19 protein-coding genes are annotated in these 21,565 nt (G+C 61.5%); 15 read left to right on the top strand and 4 right to left on the bottom strand.

Features of this window, described 5'->3' with window-relative positions; translation table 11 throughout:
* Positions 1–30: 30 nt before the first annotated feature.
* From AC1RQC_RS04200 to AC1RQC_RS04185, 4 genes are all read right to left on the bottom strand, one after another.
* Entirely contained in the window at positions 31–867 is an 837-nt protein-coding gene (locus AC1RQC_RS04200; protein ID WP_492882526.1) for a DUF4377 domain-containing protein, read from the bottom strand.
* Between the two features lie 198 nt (positions 868–1,065).
* Positions 1,066–2,379, bottom strand: a complete 1,314-nt coding sequence (gene waaA / locus AC1RQC_RS04195) for a lipid IV(A) 3-deoxy-D-manno-octulosonic acid transferase (protein ID WP_492882525.1) — start codon at positions 2,377–2,379, stop codon at positions 1,066–1,068.
* On the bottom strand, positions 2,379–3,446 hold the full coding sequence (gene waaC / locus AC1RQC_RS04190; RefSeq protein ID WP_492882524.1) for a lipopolysaccharide heptosyltransferase I: 1,068 nt from the start codon (positions 3,444–3,446) through the stop codon (positions 2,379–2,381). Before waaC ends, waaA begins: the two co-directional genes overlap by 1 nt.
* Positions 3,447–3,450: 4 nt before the next feature.
* Positions 3,451–4,836, bottom strand: coding sequence for a phosphomannomutase/phosphoglucomutase (locus AC1RQC_RS04185; RefSeq protein ID WP_492373284.1), 1,386 nt, complete (start codon positions 4,834–4,836; stop codon positions 3,451–3,453).
* A 337-nt stretch (positions 4,837–5,173) separates the two neighbouring features.
* Between AC1RQC_RS04185 and AC1RQC_RS04180 the strand changes: the two genes are divergently transcribed.
* The 15 genes from AC1RQC_RS04180 (at position 5,174) to AC1RQC_RS04110 (ending at position 21,541) form a co-directional block, all read left to right on the top strand.
* Positions 5,174–6,331: a glycosyltransferase family 4 protein gene (locus AC1RQC_RS04180; protein WP_492827754.1), complete on the top strand. Its 1,158-nt coding sequence runs from the start codon at positions 5,174–5,176 to the stop codon at positions 6,329–6,331.
* On the top strand, positions 6,328–7,644 hold the full coding sequence (locus AC1RQC_RS04175) for a sugar transferase (RefSeq protein ID WP_492882523.1): 1,317 nt from the start codon (positions 6,328–6,330) through the stop codon (positions 7,642–7,644). Before AC1RQC_RS04180 ends, AC1RQC_RS04175 begins: the two co-directional genes overlap by 4 nt.
* Positions 7,644–8,795 carry a glycosyltransferase gene (locus AC1RQC_RS04170; RefSeq protein WP_492882522.1) on the top strand — a complete coding sequence of 384 codons (1,152 nt, stop codon included), beginning with the start codon at positions 7,644–7,646 and terminating at the stop codon, positions 8,793–8,795. Before AC1RQC_RS04175 ends, AC1RQC_RS04170 begins: the two co-directional genes overlap by 1 nt.
* Positions 8,795–10,045, top strand: a complete 1,251-nt coding sequence (locus AC1RQC_RS04165) for a lipopolysaccharide biosynthesis protein (protein WP_492882521.1) — start codon at positions 8,795–8,797, stop codon at positions 10,043–10,045. Before AC1RQC_RS04170 ends, AC1RQC_RS04165 begins: the two co-directional genes overlap by 1 nt.
* Complete coding sequence (locus AC1RQC_RS04160) at positions 10,042–11,154, top strand: glycosyltransferase family 4 protein (protein WP_492882520.1); 1,113 nt, start codon at positions 10,042–10,044, stop codon at positions 11,152–11,154. Before AC1RQC_RS04165 ends, AC1RQC_RS04160 begins: the two co-directional genes overlap by 4 nt.
* 219 nt (positions 11,155–11,373) lie before the next feature.
* Complete coding sequence (locus AC1RQC_RS04155; protein ID WP_492882519.1) at positions 11,374–11,826, top strand: MarR family EPS-associated transcriptional regulator; 453 nt, start codon at positions 11,374–11,376, stop codon at positions 11,824–11,826.
* Positions 11,823–12,650: a GNAT family N-acetyltransferase gene (locus AC1RQC_RS04150; protein WP_492882518.1), complete on the top strand. Its 828-nt coding sequence runs from the start codon at positions 11,823–11,825 to the stop codon at positions 12,648–12,650. The genes AC1RQC_RS04155 and AC1RQC_RS04150 overlap by 4 nt, the downstream gene beginning before the upstream one ends.
* 14 nt (positions 12,651–12,664) lie before the next feature.
* Complete coding sequence (locus AC1RQC_RS04145; protein WP_492882517.1) at positions 12,665–13,750, top strand: DegT/DnrJ/EryC1/StrS family aminotransferase; 1,086 nt, start codon at positions 12,665–12,667, stop codon at positions 13,748–13,750.
* Positions 13,751–13,761: 11 nt separating this feature from the next.
* Complete coding sequence (locus tag AC1RQC_RS04140) at positions 13,762–14,901, top strand: DegT/DnrJ/EryC1/StrS family aminotransferase (RefSeq protein WP_492882516.1); 1,140 nt, start codon at positions 13,762–13,764, stop codon at positions 14,899–14,901.
* Between the two features lie 9 nt (positions 14,902–14,910).
* Positions 14,911–16,275, top strand: a complete 1,365-nt coding sequence (locus tag AC1RQC_RS04135) for a lipopolysaccharide biosynthesis protein (protein ID WP_492882515.1) — start codon at positions 14,911–14,913, stop codon at positions 16,273–16,275.
* A gap of 12 nt (positions 16,276–16,287) precedes the next feature.
* Positions 16,288–17,298, top strand: coding sequence for a polysaccharide biosynthesis protein (locus tag AC1RQC_RS04130; protein ID WP_492882514.1), 1,011 nt, complete (start codon positions 16,288–16,290; stop codon positions 17,296–17,298).
* The gene (locus AC1RQC_RS04125; RefSeq protein WP_492882513.1) at positions 17,298–18,476 is read left to right on the top strand and encodes a glycosyltransferase family 2 protein; all 1,179 of its coding nucleotides are present in this window, start codon (positions 17,298–17,300) and stop codon (positions 18,474–18,476) included. Before AC1RQC_RS04130 ends, AC1RQC_RS04125 begins: the two co-directional genes overlap by 1 nt.
* 64 nt (positions 18,477–18,540) lie before the next feature.
* The gene (locus AC1RQC_RS04120; protein ID WP_492882512.1) at positions 18,541–19,605 is read left to right on the top strand and encodes an EpsG family protein; all 1,065 of its coding nucleotides are present in this window, start codon (positions 18,541–18,543) and stop codon (positions 19,603–19,605) included.
* Between the two features lie 2 nt (positions 19,606–19,607).
* A complete protein-coding gene (locus tag AC1RQC_RS04115) occupies positions 19,608–20,426 on the top strand; it encodes a glycosyltransferase family 2 protein (RefSeq protein WP_492882511.1) in 819 nt (272 codons plus the stop codon).
* The gene (locus tag AC1RQC_RS04110; protein ID WP_492882510.1) at positions 20,423–21,541 is read left to right on the top strand and encodes a DUF1972 domain-containing protein; all 1,119 of its coding nucleotides are present in this window, start codon (positions 20,423–20,425) and stop codon (positions 21,539–21,541) included. The genes AC1RQC_RS04115 and AC1RQC_RS04110 overlap by 4 nt, the downstream gene beginning before the upstream one ends.
* Positions 21,542–21,565: the final 24 nt, after the last annotated feature.

Below are 21,565 nucleotides of genomic sequence, written 5' to 3'. Positions count from 1 at the left end.
GCGGCGTTTTGCTTGCTGGCGCAGCGTTGCTCAGTTCGCCCGGGTGCGAGACTCCACGTTCAACAACTGCCAGCGAATCGCGGACGCATCCATCGGCGGGTTCTCAACCCGCGTCTCGCGCACCCGCAAGGTGTACGCCACGCCCGGCTCGAAATCCAGCCCCTCGATCGGCCCATACCAAAGCGTCCAGGGCGCGCCCGGGTTCTCACGCACGCGGTAGCAGGTCTGCCGGCCCACGCCTGAGCACTCCACCCGCTGCGAATCCACGTACACCGTCTTCTCCACGCCGCCGGCGGCCGCCTGTGCATCCATCTTTGCGCCGCGCCGGCCCACGCCCTCGCGCTCGACGAACTGCAGCAGGTCCCCGTCAACGGTCTTCCAGATGATCTGGCGCCCCGTTGACCCGGCCGACGGCTGCGTGCCCACGGTGGTGAACGGTGACTGCATTGCCTTGAGCAGCGCGCCCTCCAGCTCGCCGCGCGGCGGCACGCAAGCCATGCGGGTTCCCGCCAGCCGATCGAAGCGCATGCCCGTTGCCGTCTTGCCATAGCCCCCGGTGAAGCGATTGCAGCCGCTATACCCGCTCACCGTGCCCTGCGCGGAATCGATTCCGCCATTGAATTCAAAGATGATCGGCTCGCCGTTGTCGCCATGCGGAATGGACTTCAGCGTGCCATCGGCCAGCTGCCAGCGTACCAGCTCCCAGCGGCTAGGGCCGCCGGTCTGCGCCTGGTTCAGGCTGGTGCCGGCACCCGGCGAATCCGGTGCGGGCGACGTGGCACAGGCACCCAGGGCAGCAGCCAGCAGCACAACAGCGGCGGCACGCGCGGTGAACGCGGCGGGTGAAAGACGGAATATTCTCTGCATCTGGAAGCTCCTGGTGGGGGCGCGCGGCTTGATCGGCCCGCACCGCTCGGCGGCAGCTCGCAGGCCCGGGTGGGGCCGCGAGTCTGGCCCTCGTGCGGAATAGTTTAACAACCGTCAGGAGACGAGGGACATCGGGCGGCGGCCTACAATTTCCGCATGCGGCATGCGGAAAGTGGCGGCACTGCCATACAGAACCGCCTAGTTCGCGTGGCCGAGCACCTGCCCCAACGCAGCCATCGTGCGCGCCGTGGCACCCCGGTGAAGCACCGCGAACTCGCGCGCATTACCGCGCATGGCTTCGAGCCCCGGCGCATCGCCCAATATCGTTGCCGCCGCGCGCATCAGCGCATCGGCATCCGCCACGCGCTGGCAGGCGCCGGCAGCGATGGCATCTTCCGTGGCCTGCGCGAAGTTGAAGGTATGCGGCCCGATCAGGACGGGCGTGCCAGCGGCGCAGGACTCGATCAGGTTCTGCCCGCCCAGCGGCAGCAGGCTGCCGCCGATAAAGGCGATATCCGAGGCAGCGAAGTACATCGCCATCTCGCCCATGGAGTCCCCCAGCAGCACGTCCGCGGTGACCGGCTCTGGCAGCCCCGCCTGCTCCCACGCAGCGGAGTCGCCAAGCGTGCCGCGGCGCTGCAGCGTGAAGCCGGCACGCGTGACCAGCGCCGCGACTTCATCGAAGCGCTGCGGATGGCGCGGCACCAGCAGCAAAGCCGGGCGCGGCACATCGGCGCCAAGCGCCTGCCAACGCGCGAACGCTTCCAGCAGCAACGCTTCCTCGCCGTCACGCGTGCTGGTGGCGGCGAACACGGCGCGCGAGCCAAACCCCTGACGCAGCACGCGGCCGCGCCGCAGGCCTGCCTCAGGCAGTTGCATATCGAATTTGAGGTTGCCGGTCACCTGCACCGACGGCAGCCCGAGCGCGCGGAAGCGCTCAGCGTCGCCCTGGGTCTGCGCCAGCACCGCGGTGAAGTCGCGATACATCGCGGTGGCGGCGCTGCCAAAGCGCGCGGTGCGGCGGAAGCTGCGTGGCGACAGCCGGGCATTGACCAGCAGCAACGGCACGCCGGCCACGCGGGCACCGCGCACAAGGCTGGGCCATACCTCGGTTTCCATCAGCATGCCGGCATCCGGACGGAAGTGGCGCAGGAAGCGTCGCACCAGCCACGACAGGTCGTACGGCAGATAGCACTGCAGCACGCGCGGCTCGGCGCCGTACAGCTGGGCGCCGGTTTGCCGCCCGGTGGGCGTCATATGTGTGAGCAGGAGGCGATGGGTCGGATATTGCGCCAGCAGCGCGTCGATCAGCGGCTGGGCGGCCCGGGTTTCGCCCACCGACACCGCATGGACCCACAACCAGGGGCCCGCCGACGGCAGGCCGCCATAAGCGCCAAGGCGCTCACCCACGTGCTGCACGTAGCCGGGTTCCTTACGGGCACGCCACACCAGGCGCAGCAGCGCGACCGGCAGCGCCAGCAGCCATAGCAGGTTATACAGAACGCGCAGCATCAGTTCCCCTGCCCACGCACGCGCCGGGCGGCTGCGTAGACTTCATCGACGGACGGCACGATGCCATCGTCGCCCACATTGGCGATGCGGTCCGACCAGTAGCCTTCCGTCTTCCAGCGCCACGTCGCGCTGTAGATCTCGACCGTGGGCCGGCACAGCGCCGCGGCGATATGGACCAACCCCGTATCGACGCCAATCACCACCTCGGCGCGATTGATCAGGCCAAACCCCTGCATGACCGTAAAGCGCGGCAGCACCTGCGCCTGCGGCACGCCGGCAGCGATCTCTTGCGCCGCGCGCCGTTCCGCGTCGTTGCCCCAGGGCAGCAACATGGCCAGGCCCTCGTCCACCAGCCGGCGGCCGAGGTCGTGCCAGCTCGCCAGTGGCCATTTCTTCTTCGCGCCCGCAGTAGCGTGAAAGCACACTGCGTAGCGCGTTGGCAGGCCGGCCCATAGCGCATCGTCGACATGCAGCGTGCGCGCGGCGGGGCCGAAGAATTGAGGCGGTTCCGGCGGTGTGCCACCAGTCAGCGCCGCGCCCAGCAGGCGCGAACGCCGCACCGAATGCGTCTGGCGGGGTACGGTCACTGGTTCGGTATAGAACAGCCGTGCGGCCGGCTCGTAACCGGAGCCTTGCGTGGCATTGGCCAGCCCTATCACGGGCGCGCCCTCGCGCCTGTTGGCCACGCGTGCCACGACGGCAGTCTTGAGCAGGCCCTGCGTCTCGATCACGGCGTCGTAGGCGTCCTCTCGCAAGGCGCGCTTGAACGCACCGATCTCCTGCCAGGTTGCAGCCTGGTAGAAACGCTTGCGCCAGCGCCGCAGCGCGAACGGAATCACCCGCCGCACTTCGGGCAGCAAGCGCACGAGATCGACGTAGCCCTCCTCGACCACCCAGTCGATCTCGCAATCCGGCCAGCGCGCGCGCAGGTCGTGCACCAGCGGCATGTTATGCACCACGTCGCCTAGCGACGAGACCTTGACCACCAGGATGCGCGGCCGCGCGGGCAGCGCATGCGGGGTCAAGGATTTGCCCGTTGTTCCCGTCAGGGGCTCAGTCAACGGCATCCGCTCAGAACGGGAGTTGCGCGTCCGGCTTTTCCGCCAGGATCACACGTTTGAATTCGGCCTGGATACGCGCCAGCGCGGCATCGTTGTCGGCCTCGAAACGCATCACCACCACGGGCGTGGTGTTGGACGGACGCGCCAGGCCAAAGCCGTCGGGGTACTCCACGCGCACGCCATCGATGGTGATGACTTCACGCGCGCCGTCGAACTTCGCATTGGCGCGGATCTTGTCGAGCAGCGTGAAGGCTTCGCCTTCCGCGCATTTGAGCTGCAGTTCGGGCGTGCAGTTGGAGTTAGGCAAGGCATTGAGCACCGCGCTCGGGTCGGCATGCTTGGACAGGATCTCCAGCAGGCGCGCGCCGGTGTACAGGCCGTCGTCGAAGCCGTACCAGCGATCCTTGAAGAACACGTGGCCGCTCATCTCGCCGGCCAGGGGCGCGCCAGTCTCCTTGAGCTTGGCCTTGACCAGCGAATGGCCCGTCTTCCACATCAGCGGCTCGCCGCCGTGCTCGCGGATCCAGGGGGCCAGCTTGCCGGTGCACTTCACGTCATAGATGATCTGCTGGCCGGGATTGCGCGACAGGATCTCCTCGGCGAACAGCATCAGCTGGCGATCGGGGAAGATCACCTGGCCGTCCTTGGTCACCACGCCCAGACGATCGCCGTCGCCGTCAAAAGCCAGGCCGAGCTCGCAATCCGTGTCGCGCAGGCACTGCATCAGGTCCTGCAGGTTCTCCACATGAGCCGGATCGGGATGGTGGTTGGGGAAATTGCCATCCACCTCGCAAAACAGCTCCGTCACCTCGCAGCCCAGCGCGCGGAACAGGTCGCCCACGAAGGCACCCGCCACGCCATTGCCAGCATCCAGCGCGATCTTCATCGGGCGCGCCAGCTTGATGTCGCCAACGATGCGGTCCAGGTACTGCTGGCGGATGTCGACCTGCTGGTAGCCACCCGCGCCGCTGGCGAACTTGCCGGCGTCGATGCGCTGGCGCAGCGACTGGATCTGCTCGCCGTAGATCGCCTTGCCGGCCAGCACCATCTTGAAGCCGTTGTAGTCGGGCGGATTGTGGCTGCCGGTCACCATGATGCCGGAAGTGGCGCGGCGCCCCGCCAGCTCGACATTGGTGCCGAAGTACACCATGGGCGTGGCCACCATGCCGAGGTCGATCACGTCCATGCCCGCGGCGCGCAGGCCCTCGACCAGTCCGCCCAGCAGGTCCGGGCCCGACAGGCGCCCGTCGCGCCCGACCACCACGGCGCGCTCGCCTTGCTCTGCGGCGGCCGTACCGAAGGACAGGCCAATCGCACGCGCCACGTCACGCGTCAGGGTCTTGTCGACGATGCCACGGATATCGTAGGCCTTGAAAATGGAAGGATCTGCTTGCATGGGTCATCCTGTGTGTAGGCGGTAGAACCAGTCGACGTTGCCAGCCACGTATTCCGGCCAGGGCCGTGTCGGCGGGCAAATGCGTCAAAGACCGTATTTTGCCGGATTGCGAGTGGCGCGCCAGTTATAATCGAGCGGCTTTGCTGGAAAATGGCGCCGCAAGCCAGCCTGGAAGTGGATCGATCCCCACCTGAGCGGGGTGCTACAGCTGCCCGCCCAGTATCGGGGGACAGGCCTGCCGGACAGCCTTGCCGCCGTCCGGGCCCCTGGCTCATCGGCCATACTGAAATGCCCTGGTAGCCTGTTCCTGTTGCCCCGCCGTCGCGCTTTTTGCCCAGTGCCTTCGCCCCTGCCCTCCCACCGCCCGCGTATCGCCTTCCTGATCACGAACTCCGAGATCGGCGGGGCGCAGACGCACGTCGCCGATCTGCTGCACGCCCTGCGCGACAGGATCGAGCCCGTACTGCTGGCCGGGGGCGACGGGCCCCTGCTGGACGCCGCCCGGGCCGCCGGCGCCCGCACCATACGCCTGGCCCTGCTCGACAATGCCCTCTCGCCGCTGCGCGCGCTGGCCGCGCTCAGGGAGCTGCTCAAGGCCCTCCGGGAGACCGCGCCTGACCTGATCCATGCGCATAGCGCAAAGGCCGGCGCGCTAGGGCGGGTGGCCGGCTGGCTGCTCGGCATCCCTGTGGTCTATACGGTGCATGGCTTTGCCTTCAAGGCCGCCGCCCCGGCTCGCCAGCGCCTCATCTCGCGCTGCATGGAATGGCTGCTGGCACCGCTGGCTGCCCGCCTGATCTGCGTGGCGCAGGGCGAACGCGCGCTGGCCGCATCGCTGCCGATCCCCGCCGCGCGGGTCAGCGTGATCCGCAACGGCATCGCCGACAGCAGCGCGCGGGCGACGCCCGGCGCGCCGCTGCGGCGCATTGTCATGGTGGCGCGCCTGGCCGCGCCGAAGCGCGCCGACCTGCTGATTCGCGCCTTCGCCCGCGCCGCACTGCCCGATTGCGAGCTGGTACTGGCAGGCGTTGGCCCCCAGATGGCCACCCTGCAGTCCTTGGCCGATAGCGTGGCACCGGGCCGGGTAAGGTTTGCTGGCCCGGTCACCGACGTCCCCGCCTTGCTGGCTTCGGCCCAGGCCTTCGCGCTGGCATCCGACCATGAAGGCTTCCCGCTTTCGGTACTGGAGGCCATGCGCGCCGGCCTGCCCGTCGTCGCCAGCGACCTCCCGGGCATCCGCGAGCAACTGGACAGCGGCACCAGCGGCCTGCTGGTCGCCGGCGATGACGAACACGCCTGGGCGGCCGCGCTGGCACGGCTGGCCGACGACCCCACGCTGCGTGAGACACTGGGACGCAATGCCCGGACGCGCTGGGCAAGGGAATTTGGCCTGGCACCGATGGCCGACGCCACCTGGACAATCTACCAGCAAGCGCTGGCGGGCAAGCCAAGCGCCGCCCGCGCGGCGGCCAGCACCGGAGCAGGCGGACAATGAACAAGACCCACAGTGTCGGCCGCCCTGCCCAGCTGACCCGCCCGCAGGGCTCGGAAACCGTCCGCCGCGCCAGCCGCATGCTGGCCTGGGCGCTGCTCGGCCTGCTGCTGTTCGGCCTCAATATCGCGCTCGCCGAGTTCGCCCATCACGCCGCCCTGGTGACTTACGTTTTCACCCGCACCCTGCTGTGGTCGGTGCTGCCCTACCTGTTCGCCTTCGTGCTACTGCACCGCTCCCTGCACCTGCCCGCCATGGAAGGCAACAGCCTGGTCGGGTTGGCCACCACCTTGCCCTTTGCCGCGCTGCTCTTCGTCTTTGCCGCCTTCCACCTTGAGTATTCGCGCGGCGCGCTGCTGCTCAGTTACGTCACCACGCTAGGCTGGATCTGGTTCGGCTACCGGCGCTTCGTGCGCAACTACGTGCCCGTGTTCGGCTATACCGACGCCGCCACGCTGGCGCAACTGGAACAGATCCTCGCCATGCCCGGCGCGGCGCCGGCCAGCCCCACCCGCTTCCAGGCCATCAGCTCGCTCGACGAAGCCGTGCATTGCGACGGCCTGATGCTGGACCGCAATGCCACCGCCGACCCCGAGCGCACCCGGGTGCTCGCCCAGTTCAAGCTCAGCCACGTACGCATGTATTCTGTCGAGCGGATCGGCGAGATGCTGACCGGGCGCGTGGGGCTGGCGCACATCGACGAAAACTTCCTCGACGACTACGCCGCGCACTACTTCTACAGCTTCGCCAAACGCCTGATAGACCTCGCCGCCGTACTCTGCATGGCGCCGCTCGCGCTGCCGCTGGGCGTCGTTGTAGCAGTCGCAATCCGCCTCGAATCCACCGGCCCCGCTTTGTTCCGCCAGGGGCGGGTAGGACTGTTCGGCAAACCCTTCACCATGTTCAAGTTCCGCAGCATGGCGTTCGACGCCGGCGCACCGGCGCAATTCGCCGCCCGCCGCGATCCACGCGTCACCCGCGTGGGCCGCGTCATCCGCAAATACCGGCTCGATGAAATCCCCCAGTTGTGGAACGTGCTGGTAGGCGACATGAGCCTGATCGGCCCGCGTCCCGAGCAGGTGCCGATGGTCGACGAATTCGCCCATACGATTCCGTACTACCCGTACCGGCACCTGGTGCGGCCCGGCCTGTCCGGATGGGCCCAGGTCCAGCAGGGCTACGTGGGCACGCATGAAGAAACCGTGACCAAGCTCAGCTATGACCTGTACTACGTCAAGCATTGTTCGTTTGCGCTGGACCTGCTGATCGGGGTGAAGACCATCCGCACGCTGCTGACCGGCGACGGAGCACGCTGATGCCGCTGCTCACCGTTGCGCAAAGCGCGCCGATGCGAATCCTGCTGGTCACCACCGGGTTGAAAATGGGCGGCGCCGAGCACCAAGTCGTGGCGCTGGCACGCGCCTTCCTGGGGATGGGACATGACGTGGCCATCCTGAGCCTGTCGCCCGGGCGAGAAATCGACCTGCCGGCGGGCGCCCACGTGGTTGAACTCAACATGCGCAAGACCCCGGCGGGCATGGCGCGCTCACTCTGCCAGGCACGCGCGCTGGTGCGGTCCTGGCAACCGGACGTGATCCACGCCCACATGGTTCATGCCAATCTGTTTGCACGAGCGCTGACCCGTGTTGTCCGATGTCCGCCGCTGGTGTGTACCGCGCACAGCTTCCGCGAAGGCGGCCGGCTGCGCATGCTTGCATACCGGGCGACCGATGGCTGGTCCAGCCTGACCACCCACGTCAGCAACGATGGCCGCACGCGCATGATCGCGGCAGGCGCAGTGCCGGCGCAGCGAATCGTTGTGATGCCCAACGGGATCGATGTAGACCGTTTTCGGCCCGACATGGCATTGCGCGTGGCTACGCGCGAGCGCCTGGGTATCGAAGCCGATACTCGACTCGTGCTCAACGTGGGGCGCCTGGTGCCCGAAAAAGCGCAGGATTTGCTGATCCGCGCGTTCGCCCGGATCGATGCCAGCGTGCCGGCGCGCCTGCTGATCGCAGGCGGCGGTGCGCTCAGGCAACCGCTGGCGGATCAGGTGACATCGCTCGGCCTGGCATCGCGAATCACGCTGCTGGGCCCGCGCGACGACGTCCCTGCCCTGCTCAACGCGGCCGACGCATTCGTGTTGTCGTCGAACATCGAGGGCCTGCCGATGGTGCTGGTGGAAGCCCTGGCCTGCGGCTGCCCCGTCGTCTCCACCGACGCACCGGGCGTGGTGGAAGTATTACGCGATCAGGGCGTCGTCGTCACGCGCGGCGATGCCGATGCCCTCGGCCGCGCCATTGTTGCCGTCCTGGAGGAAGGACGCTGCTCGCCAACGCAACAGGCTAGACGCCGTGAACGGGTGCTGTCCACATTCTCGATCGACGCAGTGGCACAGCGCTGGTTGTGGACCTATGCCAGCCTGTCCGGCACGTCGGCCATAGTGCAGCCTGGGGCCGCCTGATGCGCCGGCGCGTGGCGGGGAACCTGCTGTGGATGCTGGCTGAGCGCGGCCTCCAGATCGGCACCGGCATTGGCGTGGTGGCCATGCTCGCGCGTGCGTTGGGGCCGGAGGGCTTTGCTCATTTCCAGTATGCGCAGTCGATTGTGCTGATCGCCGCGTCGTTTGCGCTGCTTTGCGGAGCCGAGGTGGTAGTGCCGCGCCTTGTGGCATCGCCAGCGGCGAAGGCCCAGCATCAGATCCTGGCCCATGCCTTCGTGCTGCGTCTGGCCGGCGGCGTCATCGGCTATCTGCTGATGTGTGCCTACCTGGGCGTGACTTCGCCAATCGGCGATGTGTGGCACGCCGCGCTATGGCTTGGCGTGGCGATTCTGCTACGTGAACCGTTCGGCGTAGTCACGGCGTGGATGCAGGCTCACACTAATAACCGTCCCGGCACGCTGATCAGCCTTGCGGCACTCGCCGTCAAGGCAGCGCTGGTCGGCGCGATGTTTGCCACGGGCATCACCCAAGTCAGTGGCTACGCCGCCGCTTTCGCGGTGGAATCGATTGTGCTGGCCGTGCTGCTGGCAAGCCTGTATTTCCGGCGCACCGCCGAACGCGGCGCCAGCTGGCAGGCACCCCAGGCGCTTGAGCTGATCTCGGCGGCCTCGCTGTTCTGGATAAGCCACATTTTTATGATGGGCGCGCGCCGCGTGGACCAACTCGTGCTCCAGCCTTCGGTGGCAGCGGCGGACTTTGGCGCCTACGCCGCCTGCATGCAGATCCTCGATAACTTCACGATGGTGGCCACCATCCTTGTGGCTGGCATCGCACCAAGTTACGTCTACGCACGCACAGCCTATGCCGATGCCCACGCAAACATCGCTCGCGTCGCGCTTGGCATTGGCATGCTCGGACTGGTTGGCGGACTGGCAATAGCCGCGTGCGCACCGTGGATCGTGCGCCTGCTCTATGGCAGCGCGTTCGACGCCACCGTGACGTTGCTGCGCGCGGTAGCCGTAGCCTCCACCCTGGTGTTCGCCGACGTGGCTCTCACGCTGCTGGCGGTCTACCTGCGCCGCCCTCGCTGGGTGGCCATGAAATGGGCGCTCGTGTTCGCCGCCACGCTGGCATTCGACCTGGCTGCCATTCCGCGCTTTGGCGTCTGGGGCGCCATCGCGGGCTATGCGCTGGGCAACGGCGTAGCGGTCATCGTCGGCATGGCGCTCTGGTGGCGCCACCGTCCGGTGCCGGAGGTGGTCACCGCATGAACGCGCATCCAACTGTCTGTTTCCTGACCGGCACGCTGAACGCATTCGCCGGCGCTGAACGCATGACTGCTGTCGTCGCCAATGCGTTGGCCGAGCGCGGATATCGGGTGTTCGTGCTGAGCCTGTGGGATCGGGCAACCGTGTTTCCGCTGCATGCGGGTGTGAAGCACCACGCCCTGTTTGAGCAGCGGCCATCGTTCAAGCGGGAGTACTTTTCTACCGCCCTCGGTATCCGTCGATTTGTGCGCGAGCATGGGATCAACGTGCTGGTAGAGGTCGACACGATGCTGACGCTGTTCACGCTGCCGGCCACGCTGGGCGTGAAGGTCAGGCGGATTGCGTGGGAGCATTGCCATTTTGATGAGGATTTGGGGAGACGCGTCCGCAAAATCGCGCGCTTGCTGGCTGCACGCACCTGCACGCAGATAGTTGTGCTAACCAAGCGTGACCGCAGCCGGTGGATAGAGGCCGTGCGGCCTCGCGGCGACGTCGTGAGCATTCCCAACCCTTTGCCGTTTCCGATCCCGGAATCCCCGGCGCCTCGGGACACCAGGACCGTCTTGGCGGTGGGACGCCTGACCAGGGCCAAGGGCCTGGATGTGTTGCTGAAGGCCTGGGGCCAGGTGGCAAGACAGGCCCCGGACTGGAAACTGATGATCGTCGGCGAAGGCGAGGAACGCGGCCCGCTGGAAGCGTTACGTCGGCAGCTTGGTCTCGAACAGTGTGTTTCGCTACCCGGCGTGTGCGCAGACGTGACCGTTGCGTATGCGCAAGGCGCGATTTTCTGTCTCAGCTCACGCTACGAGGGCTTCGGACTGGTGTTGATCGAGGCCATGGCATTCGGGTTGCCTATCGTTTCCTCGGACTGCGAACAGGGTCCGCGGGAATTGTTGGAACACCGCGAGGATGCGTTGCTGGTGCCGCCTGAGGACGATACCGCACTTTCAACTGCACTCTTGAAGCTGATTCATGAGCCGGCTGTAGCCGCCCGGCTTGGCAGTCAGGGAAGAACGAAGGCAAGGCAATTTGCCATCGAACACATCACCGACCAATGGGTTGCCATTCTGGGTACCGAGCCCCCTGGAAACTGCTCAGAAACTAACAGGTAGATCGCTGCAGCCCGCGAAACGTGCGGCAAACACCACGGCAACAGCGCAGCTATAGACGGGGAAACCGGCACCAAGTAAAATTGTTCAACTTCAAACAAACATACACTTTGAGGCACTTTTGATCGTATCGTCAGTTGCCTCAGAGCGTGGTTGCATGGGTGCTGCCAGGTTTCCTGCCTTCGACTGGCCCCACACGCAACCCAACATTATGTCCATTCCATGACGAGTCGCCAAGCCAAGATACAAGAAGACACGTATTTTCGGATCATGCGCATCTTGCAGGAAAATCCGGACCTCACCCAGCGCGAGCTTGCAGAAAAATTGGGCGTAAGCGTAGGGGGACTGAACTACTGCCTGAAGGCCCTGGTGGGAAAAGGCTGGATCAAGGTGCAGAATTTCAGCCAATCCAAGAACAAGTTCGGCTATGTATACATTCTCACGCCGCGCGGCATTGCGGAAAAGGCGGGCCTTACCAGCCAGTTCCTGAAACGCAAGATGGAAGAATACGAACTTTTGAAGTCGGAAATTGAGGCCTTGCGGGCCGAAATCGGAGACGGCGACTCCAATGGGGTAAGGAAGGGAGAGATTTCGTCCACGGGCACCGGGATGCTTTGTCGGCCCGTCGATCAGGATATTACCCAGCCGAGACTGGATGGGCGAGGTGCAAATTGAGCAAACCGTCATTGCAGCACTCGGTACATCAAGGTGTGCCACCAGCCGCTCAGGCTCTGATTTGGGAAGTCTTCTTCAGTTCCAGAGGACGCGGAGTCGACCTGCCAACGTATTACCCCTGGATCGGCGACCGGACTGGGGTGACGTCTATACTGATCGGGCCGGACGACAGGCACGACGGGGAGGCAACAGCCGCTGCACTGATCATCAAAGACGTCACGCTCCTCGATTCGGTGAAAGTCGGCCTTGTCGGATTGGTCTGCGTCAACGAAGCATTCCGGGGAAATGGACTCAGTCACCAGCTCCTCCGCGTTGCGGCAGACGTCGGTAGAGAAAAGTCCCACCGTTCGCTGATTCTCTGGACGAACAAACCCAACGTGTATGCCAGGCACGGCTTCGTCGTGGACAGCCATGACAGGTATGGGCCTGTCTGGAAATACGTGGCGACTGAAGAGGACCGCGCTTTTTGCCACGACCTGACTGGCATAACGGTGGAAGACCGATCCGCTCGCGGCATTCCTGCGTTCGCCAGCAGGGTGATGGCTTTCAGCAGCGATGCTGCTTCCATCACGGTACTCCCGACAGCGCAGGGGCACACTCTGGCGGAGTGGGCCGGCGATTGGGATGCCATTTTCCAGATCATCGACAAAGTTCTTCCTGCCCGGTGGAATCTGAATGCTCCGGATAACTCGGAGATCTACGCAGAGTTGATCAACAGAGGTTACACGTCTGAACTGCAGACGAGTTCCCAACGAATGATCAGCAATATGTCTGACAAGGATCTTCCAGATCTGCCGTATATACCATTGCTTAATCGCATTTGAGTGAAATATTCAATATGATCCCGATCGTCAAAGTAGCAATGCCCGCCAAATCGGCCCTCATGCCCGCGCTGGAGGAAGTTTTATACAGCGGCATGATTGCTGAGGGGGAATCCGTTTACAGATTTGAATCCGCGTTCAACGAGAAATTCCAATTGAGGGATTCACTCGCAATGAGCAGTGGAACCGGCGCGCTTCACGCGGCGCTGACTCTGGCCGGCGTTGGCCCCGGCGATGAGGTGATTTCCACGCCAATGACCGCCGAGCCGACCAATACGTCGATTCTCTACACCGGCGCAAAGGTAGTCTGGGCAGATGTCGATCCGGCATCGGGCAATATGTGCCCCGAATCTGTACGCAATAGCATCACAAGCAGAACCAAGGCAATCCTTTGCGTGCACTACGCGGGGTATCCTGTTCGCCTTGCCGAACTGAAAAGTCTGGCCGACGAGCACGGAATCGCTCTTATCGAGGATTGTGCCCATGCTTTGGGGGCACGCTACCAGAACCAGCCTATTGGCACGATCGGCCACTACGGGATCTTTTCCTTCCAGGCTATCAAGCACATGACGACTGTCGATGGCGGTCTGCTGACCGTTGCTGACCAATCGCAGCTGGAAGCGGCGAAGAAATTCCGCTGGTTCGGCATGCTCAAGGGCGTTCCGCGTACCGAGATCGATATCACCAGCGTTGGCTACAAGTACAACATGAATAACGTCAACGCAACGATCGGCCTGATTCAGCTCCGGAATATTTCTGGCATCCTGGACCGGCATATCGAAAACGGCAAGTTTTACGACACCCAACTGGAATCGGTCGGCGGCGTGGACTTTGCACGATGCGACGCGCATGCCGAGCCAAGCTACTGGATATACACCCTTCTGTGCGACGACAGCGCGAACCTGGAAAAGGCGCTCAATGCGGCGGGTATTGCTGCATCGAAACTTCATCGCCCCAACAGCCTGCATAGCATTTTCGCCACGTCCAGGCGTGAATTGCCTGGCTTGGACACGTTTTACAAGAAGCTGCTGCATATCCCATGCGGCTGGTGGGTCAGCGATGAAGATCGCGAGCGAATTCTTGATGTGATCCGGAAAGGCTGAGGAGACATTAAATGAGGCAAATACCATTGTTCGGCGTGGTACACACCCCCGAAATGGAGGCTGCAGCCCTGGAAATTCTCCGCTCTGGTCGCATCGCCAGCGGCGAGTACGTGGCGAAGTTCGAAAAAGGTATTGGCGAGCTTGTCGGCCAGTCTCATGTGGTTTCCACGCATGACATGACAAGTGCGATGTTTCTTGCTTTGCACCTCGCCGGTGTCCGCCCGGGGGACGAAGTCCTGACCACGGCGTTTTCCTGCATGGCCACCAACTCCGCTATTGCGCATTGCGGGGCCACACCGGTATGGGTCGACGTACGCCCTCAATCGGTCGAGATGGACGTCGCGGACGCTGCACGAAAGATCACCGCCAAAACAAAGGCCGCGATCATGTATCACGTCGCCGGCTACCCTGGTCCGGCCAGAGAAATGGCAGCGTTGTGCAAGGCACGAGGCATTGCATTCATTGAAGACTGCGACAACGCCATGTTTGCCATGCAAGACGGGGCGCACGTCGGCGGATACGCTGATTTCTCGATCTACTCCTTCTACCCCAATCGCCAGATCAACTGCGCCGACGGCGGCGCCCTGGTATGTAAATCGGCGGAAATGGCTACGAAGGCGCGTCAGCTGCGGCGTTTCGGCATCGAGGCCTCAACCTTCCGTACCGCACAGAGTGAAATCAACCCGGATGCGGATATCCCGGAAATCGGCTGGGCCTATTCAATGAGTAACCTCCACGCCGCGCTCGGTTACGCTCAACTCGAGAACGCCGGGGAAAAGGTCGATCAGGCTCGCGCCAATGTGGACAAACTAACGGCACGACTCGCGGATACCACGGGAATCACCGTGGCGAAAGCCGCGAGCGGCGCGCGTCCGGCCTACTGGGTAATGCTGTTGCTTGCCGAAAACAGGGACGCATTGCTTCAGCAGTTGAAGAATCAAGGCATTTCCGCCTCCGTCCTGCATCATCGAAATGACAGCTACAGCGGCTTCCACGCGGAACGTCTGGGCCCGCTCACGCATACTGCATATTTGCAGAGCCATATCATCGGTATTCCTTGCGGATGGTGGCTGAGCCAGACCGACGTTGATGCCATCGGCGACGTATGCGCGCGCGTGGCAGGTGATTTGCAGAATCCTGCCCGGAGCTAAAAGGTACTGATGAAATTACTCCGTGCCGCTGCACTCGACATGGTGATGCTGTATGCCGGCAAGGTGTCGGCAGTACTTGTAGGGTTCATTTTCCTTCCGTTCTATCGACACCAACTCGGTCCGGAACAATTTGGCATTGTTGCCGTAATCCTGTCGCTCCAGGGTCTCCTGATCATGCTAGATCTGGGGATGTCGACTTTGATCAGCCGTGATGTAGCGATTGCCCGTGCGACCGCAGCCGACATGCTTTCGCTCGTGCGTACCGCTGAGTTGAGCCTGACAGGCTTCTATCTTCTGTTGTTACCGGTTGCCCTATGCCTGAAGGCTGCGGGTGCTTTCAGCAGTGTGGAGTGGAGCACGATCTTAGGTACTATTGCCCTGTTCTGGGTGCTGGTACTTCAGAACATGTATTACGGGGCCATGCTAGCTCGCCGGGCGTATTCGGCGGCGAGCACAATACAGGTGCTGGGCGTTGCGGCTCGTGCATGCGCCACCGCCTATGTGCTGGCAGCCATTTCCAACACGATGACGGCGTTCATCGCCACGCAGCTTGTGTTTGCAGTTGGCCAGGCACTGGTTACCCGATATCACTGTTTTGCATACTGGATCAACGGCTCTTCAGGACAATCGATCCTGCAGCACCCCAAAATCCGTGACGCCTGGGATCTGATCAAGAAGGGGCGCTCACTGGCGCTCTTCTCCGCGGCTGGCGCTGCCGTTACCCAGTTGGACAAGCCCCTGGTTTCCGGCCTGATCTCCGCCAACAGTGTGTCGCCCTACTTCCTGGCGACGACCGTATGCATGGTTCCACTCTCGCTGCTGGCCGGTCCCATCAGCCAATACTTTCAGCCTCGAGTTCTGAGTCAGAATATCTCAGGCAAGGATTTCCCCAGGGCCACGATGCAGAGATTCGTACTCTGCACAATCTTGATCACAACGTTGCCTTGCCTTGTCTTCTGGCTGGCGCGAGGCCCACTGATCGGCCTGTGGGTTGGCCATAGTCATGACAGCGAGATAATATCCCACTATGTAAAGATACTCTTACCGGGCTTTGTCGTCGGCGCATTTGGCTATATCCCGTACACATTGCTGCTCTACGCAAAGGACTTCCGGTTCCAGGCAATCGCTTCGATGGCTCTGAGTGCCGTGACATTGGCGCTGGCCGCGATGGCCGCCTATGAGCAGAGTGTTGAAAGCGTATGTTATGTGTATGCAGCCTACCACACGTCATCGACTATTATTGTCTGGATAAGGGCGCTCAACCTGGAGAAAGTCGGTGCCATTGCAAAATACTCGGCAGTATTAACATTGCAACTTATGGTGCCGCTCACAGTCATTGCGATCCTGGCCCAATTTTTGATTCAACATTTTTAAGAGAGTTTTATCATGTTTGATAACAAGGTCTTGATGATCACCGGCGGCACCGGCTCCTTCGGCAATACGGTCCTGAATCGTTTCCTGCATTCCTCGGTGAAAGAGATCATTGTCTTCAGCCGCGACGAAAAGAAGCAGGAAGACATGCGGATTGCCATCAACAACCGCAAGGTCAAGTTTCACATTGGCGATGTCCGCAACTATGAGAGTGTTGCCCGCGCCATGGATGGCGTCGACTACGTGTTTCATGCGGCGGCCCTGAAACAGGTACCCTCCTGCGAGTTTTACCCGATGGAGGCTACGCTTACCAACGTCCTTGGGACGGAGAACGTCCTGAATGCAGCCATTGCCAACAAGGTTAAGCGGGTCGTCGTGTTGAGCACCGACAAGGCGGTGTACCCGATCAATGCAATGGGTATCTCCAAGGCCATGGCTGAAAAGATCATGGTGGCAAAGTCGCGCACTGTCCGCGAAGGCGGCACGGTGCTTTGCGCCACGCGCTATGGCAACGTGATGGCATCGCGCGGGTCGGTCATTCCGCTTTTTATCGACAAGATAAAGGCCGGTAAGTCCCTGACTGTCACCGATCCCAAGATGACCCGGTTCCTGATGTCGCTGGAAGACTCCGTCGACCTCGTGCTGCACGCCTTTCAGCACGGTACGCAGGGCGACATCTTCGTGCAGAAGGCCCCCGCCTCCACAATTGAAGATCTGGCACAGGCACTGAAGGAGATGCTCAATAGTGATGCTGCCGTTGAGATTATCGGCACCCGGCACGGCGAGAAGCTGTACGAAACGCTGGTCTCTCGCGAGGAAATGGCCAAGGCGGAAGATATGGGGCGCTACTACCGAATCCTTGCGGATAACCGCGACCTGAACTACGACAAGTTCATTCTGGAAGGGCAACCCGACGCCAACGACATTGACGACTACACCTCCCACAACACTGAGCGATTGAACGTGGAGCGCATCAAGCAGTTGCTGCTTACGCTCCCATATGTCCGCGAAGAGGTGAAGAAGTAATGCGGCCCCTGGTATCAGTCATTATTCCCACTCACGGTCGCCCTGAGTGCGCGGTTTCGACGATCCGCGCTGTGCTGGCGGCATCGGAGGAGCTGGAGGTTATCGTCAGCGATACCAGTGGCGAAGACAAAATCACGCCTGAATTCGCCGGCCAGGACATCCCGCGGCTGAAACTCCTTCGGCCCGGCGAGCCGCTCAGCGTGGTTGACAACTTCAATTTCGCGCTGCGCCACGCAAGCGGGGAGTATCTAGCGTTTATCGGGGATGATGATCTGGTCTCTCCGCAGATCGCGGAGGTCGCCCGCTGGGGTGCCGCGAACGACGTTGACGCTTTCAGCTTCACCTTCCCAATGCTGTATTACTGGCCAACTTTTTCCAGCACGACAAGATGGAAGGCTGAGGGAAGCACACTAGTAATTAGCAGCTTTGATGGGCAAATCACGCCATTTGACGCCAAGGCAGAACTGTCGGCCGCGCTGCGCAACCTGGGGTCAGGCGTTCTAGGCATGCCCCGGGCTTATGCAGGGATGATCTCCCGTCAGCTGGTTGAGCGAATAGGCGAAACGCACGGCGCGCTATTTGGCGGAGTCAGTCCAGATATTTACAGCGCCGCATTGATATCCATCGAGAGCCGGAAGAGCTATCGCGTTGATTTTCCGATCGTCGTACCTGGCGCATGTGCCGGCAGCACGTCCGGAAAAAGCGCTCGAGGCCGCCACGTAGGCGGACTGCGCGACAACGCGCATATTGGTGCGTTCAAGAATCTCATCTGGGACGAACGTGTCCCGGAATACTATAGCGTTCCCACGGTATGGGGATATTCACTGCTAAAAGGCATCGAGGACAACCCCCAATGGCTCCGGAAAGCAGATTTTTCAATGCTGTATCTGCGGTGCCTGATAAGCGATCCGCAATACAAGGAAATGGTAATGAAATGCCTGTTGCGGCATGCCCGCAGGAGCGGCTTTCTGTCGACGGCAGTTGAATTCGCTGGCGCAACAGCGCGCGAGGCGACGCGTATCGGCAGTTCGATTTTCCGCCGTCAGTTGAAGCGATGGAAACCTGACAATACGATTGTCCTGCACGACGTGGTGGACACGGAACACGCCTTGCAGGTAGCTTCCCAGCACATCGAAAAAATGGGCAAGAAGCTGGAATTGACGAAGGCACGCATATGAGTCGTTGCCTGCTGCCACAAATCTCGCTTGTCGTGAGCAAGCTGCAACCTGGACGCACCATCGCATGTTCCTGACCGACATCGTGCTGGTGGCGACTGTTCTAGGGCTGTCTTCGGGCTTCGGCCTGCGGATGCTGAACGTCCGCCAGCCCTCTCCGCATCTGGTAGGCGGCGTCACGGCGGCTGCGTTCATTATTCTTATGATGTGCTTTCGTAGCCTTAATTTCGGTGTCGACACGGTAGCATATGCCGAAATTTTCACCGATTTCTGCAAAGGCGGGCTGATCGCTGACCGCGAATCCAGTTTCCAAATCGCAACCGAACTTCTGAATTTGACCATGTTCGGCAGATGCGATACGAGCATGTTGCCCGCGGTCTGGATTTTCCTAATTGTTTTACCTGCCCTCCTTTTTCGCGCCCCATGGCGCGTCCGGTTGTGCTACATCTCGGCTTTCCTGCTGTCCCTCATTGGCATTGAGCTTTCTACAAATGCGCTGAGGCAGGGGTTATCCGTTGGCTTGATGGTCATAGGCGTTTCATTGGCGCCTGTCAGCCTGCTGCTTACCGTATTATTCGCTGCGCTTGCCATGGCATTCCATACAAGCGTCGGTTTGGTGTTGCTGGGATATATTCTGGCACGACAGAGCTGGAGAGTATTCCTGACTCTCATCGGGAGCCTGATCCTGCTCACCATCTACTCCCTGCACAGCTCAGTTGACCTGCCTTTTGTCTCGCGATTTCTGTATGAAATCAACAAGTATGCCGCGCACGAAAACAGCGAACTGTGGATCCGCATTCTTTCCTTTGCGTGCGTCATCGCGGCGCTGCTGGCGCCATTGGTGTGCCGCCGACATGAAACGACAATCTCCGGCATTTTGTCGTACCGACATTATGTCATTGCGCTGAAGCTGGCAATCGTTTGCATGCCGTTCCTCGCCCTGCCCTATTTTGGGTATCGCTTTATTTATGGCATGTATCCGGTAATCCTGTTCCTCAGCCTCAGCCCATCGCTCGACTCCTATGCCGAGCCCGGCAAGCAATTTCTTGCACTCTGTGCCATGAATATTGCCATTCTGCTTACCTGGGCGGCCGGCTCGAATTACATGCGTGAGCTTCCTTTTTTCGGCTGAATATGCAATTCAATTCTTCTGCACGACCGATCGGATTGTCTGTGGTAATTCCCACACTTAATCGCCTGGAGATGGTGCTGCGGGCGTGTCAGTCGGTTATTTCGAGCCAGACCGACCGGGTCGAGATCATCGTGATCGATGACGGTTCCACCGAGGATCTACGTACGCTCATCCCTGCGAGCAACGACAACAACATTCCAATCCGTTGCTATCGATTTGAACGTAATCGAGGACCACAGGCAGCCCGGAATCTGGGCATCAGAAGAGCCAGATTCAGCCACATCGCTTTCCTGGATTCCGATGACTCTTTCACACCGGACAAGATCGACCTGGTGCTTGGTCAGCTGGATAACGCCCCCATCGACCTGCTGTTCCATGGTGTCCAGGGCATGCCTAAATATGGTAAGCTGGCCCGTTTTTGGGTCGGCTCGCTAAGCAGCTGGATGCCATTTAGCTGGTGGATAGCGCTCCTTAATCCTGTGGTGACGCCAGCGCTGGTTGTCAGGCGGGAGCGGCGCCTCGGATTGGCACGACTCCGGCATTGCGAAGACTGGTGCTTCCTTCTGCGCTACGTCCAACCCGACACACGAATTTGCTTCCTTCAGCAGGAATTATCTATTGTCTACCGCGCCGTGGGCACCAGTGGCGGATTATCGGGGGCAATATGGAAGATGCGCAAAGGGGAGTTCGCAGCACGCCGGGTGCTTCTGAAATCTCCATGGCCTTCCGGCATTCCGCGTTTTTGCCTTGGCGGCTTGGCGGGTCTTCTTCGAATAATGAATGACGTCCTGAGGGGACGGTATCTAAGAGAACTTAGGTGACTATTTATCTGATTGGTGTGCGCGGTATTCCGAACCGCTATGGGGGTTTTGAAAGACTGGTTGAGGTCCTCGCACCTCATCTGGTGGCCCAGGGCCACGATGTGACCGTATTCTGCAACCAGGACCCGACCGTTAACAAGGATAACGTTGAAGAAGATCTCTGGATGGGTGTCAGACGTCGATTCATTCCAGTGCTCAGCAGCGGCCCGGCCGGAACCATTGAGTACGACTGGCGCTCGTTCAAGGCTGTGCCAGCAGGCGCCATTGCACTGATCTTTGGCTATGGAACCGGCATATTCCAGCGCTATCTGAAGCAACGCGGTATCCCTCATGCTGTCAACATGGATGGTATCGAATGGCGTCGGGAGAAATGGGGCCGGATCGCGCGTATCTGGCTGCGGATGAATGAACGGTCTGCGGCCCGTCAGGCGGATATTCTGATTGCCGATCATCCCGAAATACAACGCTATCTGCAAGACGAGCTCGGCAAAGACTCGACCATGATTGCTTATGGCGTGGACGACGACGCTCTGCAGCCGGGCGACACTAGCAGTCTTTCCCATCCCCTGCTCACTCAATATCCGGATCAGAGCTTCTCGCTGGTCGTCGCCCGCCCGGAACCGGAAAACCAGATCCATGTGACACTCGAAGCATTCGAGAGAAGCAGGAAGGATAGCCCGATGGTCGTTCTGGGTAACTTTGAAGTGAATGAATATGGTCGTCAGCTTCACGCCAGGCACCCGGATGTGCATTTCGCCGGCGGCGTTTATGACACGCAGGTCCTTAACGAACTGAGGCGCCGTAGCAAGCTTTATATTCATGGCCATTCGGTCGGCGGAACTAATCCCTCCTTGATCGAGGCCATGGCTGCCGGCGCATTGCTTGTGGCACACGACAACCCTTTCAACCGATGGGTGCTCGGGGGCGACACGTCCGGACTATTCTTCAAGGGCGCGACGGATCTGGTTGCCCATCTGGACAATCCACCTGCTCCGGCAGAGCGTACAGCGATGATCAGCGCAGCACGACAGCGCTGTGTCGACCAATTCCTTTGGCGCAGGATTCTGGATGAGTACGATGGCGTCGTAGCTCGCCTGCAGCAAGCGATACGCTGAGTTTGCTGACTCTCATGCGAAATT

The organism is Cupriavidus sp. GW822-FHT03E04 (genome assembly GCF_058801495.1).
This window is presented reverse-complemented; position numbering and strand designations above follow the sequence as displayed.

Bases quoted from the DNA above. Each gene is read 5' to 3' on its own strand.
- AC1RQC_RS04200 (WP_492882526.1), bottom strand. From the start codon at position 867: ATGCAGAGAATATTCCGTCTTTCACCCGCCGCGTTCACCGCGCGTGCC.
- waaA (WP_492882525.1), bottom strand. From the start codon at position 2,379: ATGCTGCGCGTTCTGTATAACCTGCTATGGCTGCTGGCGCTGCCGGTC.
- waaC (WP_492882524.1), bottom strand. From the start codon at position 3,446: ATGCCGTTGACTGAGCCCCTGACGGGAACAACGGGCAAATCCTTGACC.
- AC1RQC_RS04185 (WP_492373284.1), bottom strand. From the start codon at position 4,836: ATGCAAGCAGATCCTTCCATTTTCAAGGCCTACGATATCCGTGGCATC.
- AC1RQC_RS04175 (WP_492882523.1), top strand. From the start codon at position 6,328: ATGAACAAGACCCACAGTGTCGGCCGCCCTGCCCAGCTGACCCGCCCG.
- AC1RQC_RS04170 (WP_492882522.1), top strand. From the start codon at position 7,644: ATGCCGCTGCTCACCGTTGCGCAAAGCGCGCCGATGCGAATCCTGCTG.
- AC1RQC_RS04165 (WP_492882521.1), top strand. From the start codon at position 8,795: ATGCGCCGGCGCGTGGCGGGGAACCTGCTGTGGATGCTGGCTGAGCGC.
- AC1RQC_RS04160 (WP_492882520.1), top strand. From the start codon at position 10,042: ATGAACGCGCATCCAACTGTCTGTTTCCTGACCGGCACGCTGAACGCA.
- AC1RQC_RS04155 (WP_492882519.1), top strand. From the start codon at position 11,374: ATGACGAGTCGCCAAGCCAAGATACAAGAAGACACGTATTTTCGGATC.
- AC1RQC_RS04145 (WP_492882517.1), top strand. From the start codon at position 12,665: ATGATCCCGATCGTCAAAGTAGCAATGCCCGCCAAATCGGCCCTCATG.
- AC1RQC_RS04140 (WP_492882516.1), top strand. From the start codon at position 13,762: ATGAGGCAAATACCATTGTTCGGCGTGGTACACACCCCCGAAATGGAG.
- AC1RQC_RS04135 (WP_492882515.1), top strand. From the start codon at position 14,911: ATGAAATTACTCCGTGCCGCTGCACTCGACATGGTGATGCTGTATGCC.
- AC1RQC_RS04130 (WP_492882514.1), top strand. From the start codon at position 16,288: ATGTTTGATAACAAGGTCTTGATGATCACCGGCGGCACCGGCTCCTTC.
- AC1RQC_RS04125 (WP_492882513.1), top strand. From the start codon at position 17,298: ATGCGGCCCCTGGTATCAGTCATTATTCCCACTCACGGTCGCCCTGAG.
- AC1RQC_RS04120 (WP_492882512.1), top strand. From the start codon at position 18,541: ATGTTCCTGACCGACATCGTGCTGGTGGCGACTGTTCTAGGGCTGTCT.
- AC1RQC_RS04115 (WP_492882511.1), top strand. From the start codon at position 19,608: ATGCAATTCAATTCTTCTGCACGACCGATCGGATTGTCTGTGGTAATT.